Annotated in this window: 2 protein-coding genes; one reads left to right on the top strand and one right to left on the bottom strand. The window is 54.0% G+C overall.

Annotated elements, in window-relative coordinates:
• Positions 1–457: 457 nt before the first annotated feature.
• Entirely contained in the window at positions 458–1,477 is a 1,020-nt protein-coding gene (locus AC2FLU_RS00705; protein WP_209599476.1) for an IS110 family RNA-guided transposase, read from the bottom strand.
• Positions 1,478–1,657: 180 nt separating this feature from the next.
• Here AC2FLU_RS00705 and AC2FLU_RS00710 point away from each other — a divergent pair, with 180 nt between their 5' ends.
• Positions 1,658–3,550 (top strand): amidohydrolase, encoded by a 1,893-nt coding sequence (locus AC2FLU_RS00710; protein WP_496809178.1) that lies wholly within the window; start codon positions 1,658–1,660, stop codon positions 3,548–3,550.
• Positions 3,551–3,870: the final 320 nt, after the last annotated feature.

Consider the following 3,870-nt stretch of genomic DNA (forward strand, 5'->3'; position numbering starts at 1 on the left):
TGGCTGATCCCTCCCTTTAGGAAGAATTGAATCAGCAACTTACCAACCGATCAAGCCCGAGTTTTTCAACAAAATAGATCTCGGCCGATTTGTGTGATTTGTGCGTCTGCTTTCGGTAAATCCTGCTGCGCCGCTGCGAGCAATCCGGTGACACCGTCGAGCATTCAAAGCAATTTTCGCTGAGCCAGCAAACGGCAACTTCGTCCTGTGTGGATGGCGTCTGCTTTGCAAGGACAAAATGCTCTGATTGCGCGGCTGGTCAGTACAGTCCTGTGTCCGGCCTTTGATTGCGGCATTTGCTTGAGCCGCTGGCCTTGATGGGTTCCGTGAACCTGGTCCCAATCGGCAAAGCGAACCTGAGAGTTCAGGACGAAGCTCGGGTTTTCCGGGTTCTCGGATGACCGCACGTGCCATCATGGCATTCGTCTTGCAATTCTTTTTTGTTCAGTGCCTCCGGTTATGCCGCTGATTGCCGGTAGTATGTTTCTTTGGTGAGGATCGCCCAGATGATCCGTGCGGCTTTGTTTGCCATCGCGATCGTGGCAAGTCGGACGGGTTTGCGCTCGAGGAGTTGCATGATCCAAGGATGCACGCGTTCTGGATAGCCGCGGGCGCGCTGTACTTGTGAGGTCATACCGATCACCAGAAGCCTTCTTATGTAACGGTCACCCTTCTTGCTAATCCGGCCGAGGCGTTCCTTGCCACCACTCGATCTGTTCAATGGGGTGAGACCAAGCCAAGCAGCAAACTCGCGCCCGTTCTTGAACTGTTTGCCGTCGCCGATGGTGGCGACGATGGCAGAGGCGGTGATTGGACCAACACCAGGGACGGTTCTGATCCGCTTGGCCCGTTCATCGATCCGCGAATGATACTCGATCAGTTTGTCGTAGAACACCACGCGCTCGTCGAGTGCAACAACCTGCTCGCAGAGGGTTTTGAGCATGCTCTTCGCAACGTCTGGCATGTCCGGGCAATCGTTGGTTTTGAACCCTTTGACGAAGCGCATCGCCGCCACCGGCCCGTTCCCGATCACATGACCAAACTCTCGAAGAAGACCCCGGATCACGTTCAGCATCTGGGTTTTCTGGCGCACGACAAGCTGGCGCACGCGATGCATTGTAAGAAGGGCTTGTTGTTCCTTCGATTTCACAGCGACGAACCGCATGGTCGGTCGCGTGACGGCCTCGCAGATTGCCTCGGCATCAACCGCATCCGTCTTTCCACGCTTCACGTAGGGCTTTACGTAAGTTGCCGGCATGAGGCGCACGTCATGGCCGATTTCAGTCAGCTCACGCGCCCAGTGATGTGCCGACCCACACGCCTCAATTCCGACGAGGCAGCTCGGCAGGGTCTCAAAGAACTTCAGCAATTGTCTGCGGCGGATCGAACGATTGAAGACAACCGTACCGTCATCAGCGATCCCGTGGACCTGAAAGACGTCTTTACCGAGATCCAATCCTATCGTCGTGACTTCCATGGTGGGGCTCCTTTCCTTGCAGAAGATGTCTTCTGCAGTTTGCCGCAAAGCGCGACGGTTGGCTGCAGACGCCATCCACCCCATCCGCATAGCGGTTGTTTGGGGAAAATCGATCGATGTCCGAATTGCGGACATCTGCGTATTTTGTGTTAGTAAGTGCATTAGGGAGAGGCATCCACCATGGGAAACAACTCCAGACGGGCGTTTATAAGGTCCTTCCTGACGAGCACGACGATCCTCGTTGCTCCGAGTACATTGTTCGGGCAAGAAGGCACGCTGACCGATCTTGGCGGAGCGATACTCGATCTTGATGAAGTCACGATTTTTACGGCTCGCGAGATCGTCACACTTGATCCCGACCTTCCAAGCGCCGAAGCCGTTGCTGTTGTAAACAGTCGGATTTTGGCGACCGGCACTAGAGAGCAAGTCCAAGAGGCGATTGGTGAACAGCCCTTCACCGTTGATGACACATTCGCCGACCTTATCATCGTTCCCGGCTTTATCGCCCAGCATGATCACCCAGTTTTGGGCGGCTTGAGCCTTTCGTCCGTCATTCTTTCGATAGAGGACTGGGACTTGCCACAGGGTTTATCGCGCGCCGTTGTGGACAAGGATGACTTTCTGGCACGGTTGTCCGAAGCTGTTAATGGTCAGCAAGACCCGGACACCCCTGTCATGACATGGGGATACCACGCGGCATTTTATGGTCCACTGACACGGTCGGACCTTGACCAGATCAGCAGCGAACGCCCTATCTTTGTGTGGGCCCGCTCATGCCACGAATTCATTCTGAATTCTGCTGCAATGGAGGCCGCGGGCGTTACCGAAGAGGTCATGGACGCCTGGTCCGACTCAGAAAAGATGCAATCCAGCTTTGAGCATGGACACTTCTGGGAACAGGGTTTGTTTGCAGTTCTGCCTTTGATTGCACCATACGTGGCAACCCCTGAAAAGTTTCGCGCTGGTTTGGAGACCATGCGCGATTACATGCATGCGAAGGGCGTGACCTACGGCAACGAGCCAGGCGGCATTCTGGCACGCCCGGTTCAGGATGCGGTGAACGCTGTATTCTCCGCACCCTCAATGCCGTTCCGGTGGAGCTTCATTCCAGATGGAAGAAGCCTGATCGCCAAATATGACAATGCTGAAGATGTGATCGAACAGACAGAAGCACTTGTCGACTGGTATGGTGGCAAGACCAGTATGTCCAAAGGCAGCGTCAAGCTTTTTGCGGACGGTGCGATATATTCCCTTGCCATTCAACTGAGGGACGATCCGCTTGGCGATTACCATGGCGAGTGGATGATGGACCTGTCGGCCTTTGAGCGTGCATTTCAAACCTATTGGGACGCGGGCTACCAAGTTCATATTCACGTCAACGGTGACGCCGGGTTGGACCGTGTATTAAACGCCTTAGAGCGGAACTTGCGCAGAAATCCTCGTTTCGATCATAGAACGGTGATCGTGCACTTTGCTGTGAGTGCGCCCGATCAGGTCATGCGTATCAAACGTCTGGGCGCGATTGTTTCCGCAAATCCCTACTACGTGACGGCACTTGCGGATCAATACAGTAAAACCGGTCTTGGTCCTGAACGCGCCAATGAAATGGTCCGTCTTGGTGATCTGGATCGAGCGGGTATTTCCTGGTCACTGCATTCCGATATGCCGATGGCGCCCGGTGATCCATTGTTCCTAATGTGGTGTGCGGTGAACCGCGTGACGAGTTCCGGTCGGGTAGCAGGACAGGATCAGACGGTCCCGGTCGAAGAGGCCTTACGTGGAGTGACAATCAACGCCGCCTATTCTCATCGTCTTGAACGGGACCTTGGCAGTATCGAACCTGGCAAGCGAGCGAACTTCACTATTTTGGATGACAACCCATTGACTGTGGATCCCATGGCAATCAAGGACATTCAGGTTTGGGGAACAGTATTGGAAGGTGATAAGTTTCCAGTGGGCTACAAGGCAGAACAGGAAGATGCACGTTTGCGTCTAAATGATCCGGACAGCCAAAGAGAGTTCGCAGTAAACACTCTCAATCACGCGCTTTCGGTTGTTCACGCTCATCTTTAGGCACGTTCGCTCTGGGAGCGGAATGAACCGAAATCTCGCGCACTTGATCTTGAGGCGGGAGCGCTCGGGATAGCCTGTTTCTGCAAGCTTTTGATGCGGAATTTTTGGCGCAATCGCCGTCGTAATCTTTATGCAAAAGTGAATGTCGACTTCGTCCGCGCAGCAGAAATTCACTAAATTTTCCCTAACTGCAGCACGGAGCCCCCAGTGACCGATGCTGCACGATCAACCGACGGCGGCTATGCGGAGATACTGTTGAAAAACTCTGCTTGAGCGATGCTTTGGCTGCTGATTCAATTCTCTTGAGTTGCAGGAGAGTT

The sequence above is a fragment of the Ruegeria sp. SAZD013 genome (genome assembly GCF_059612525.1).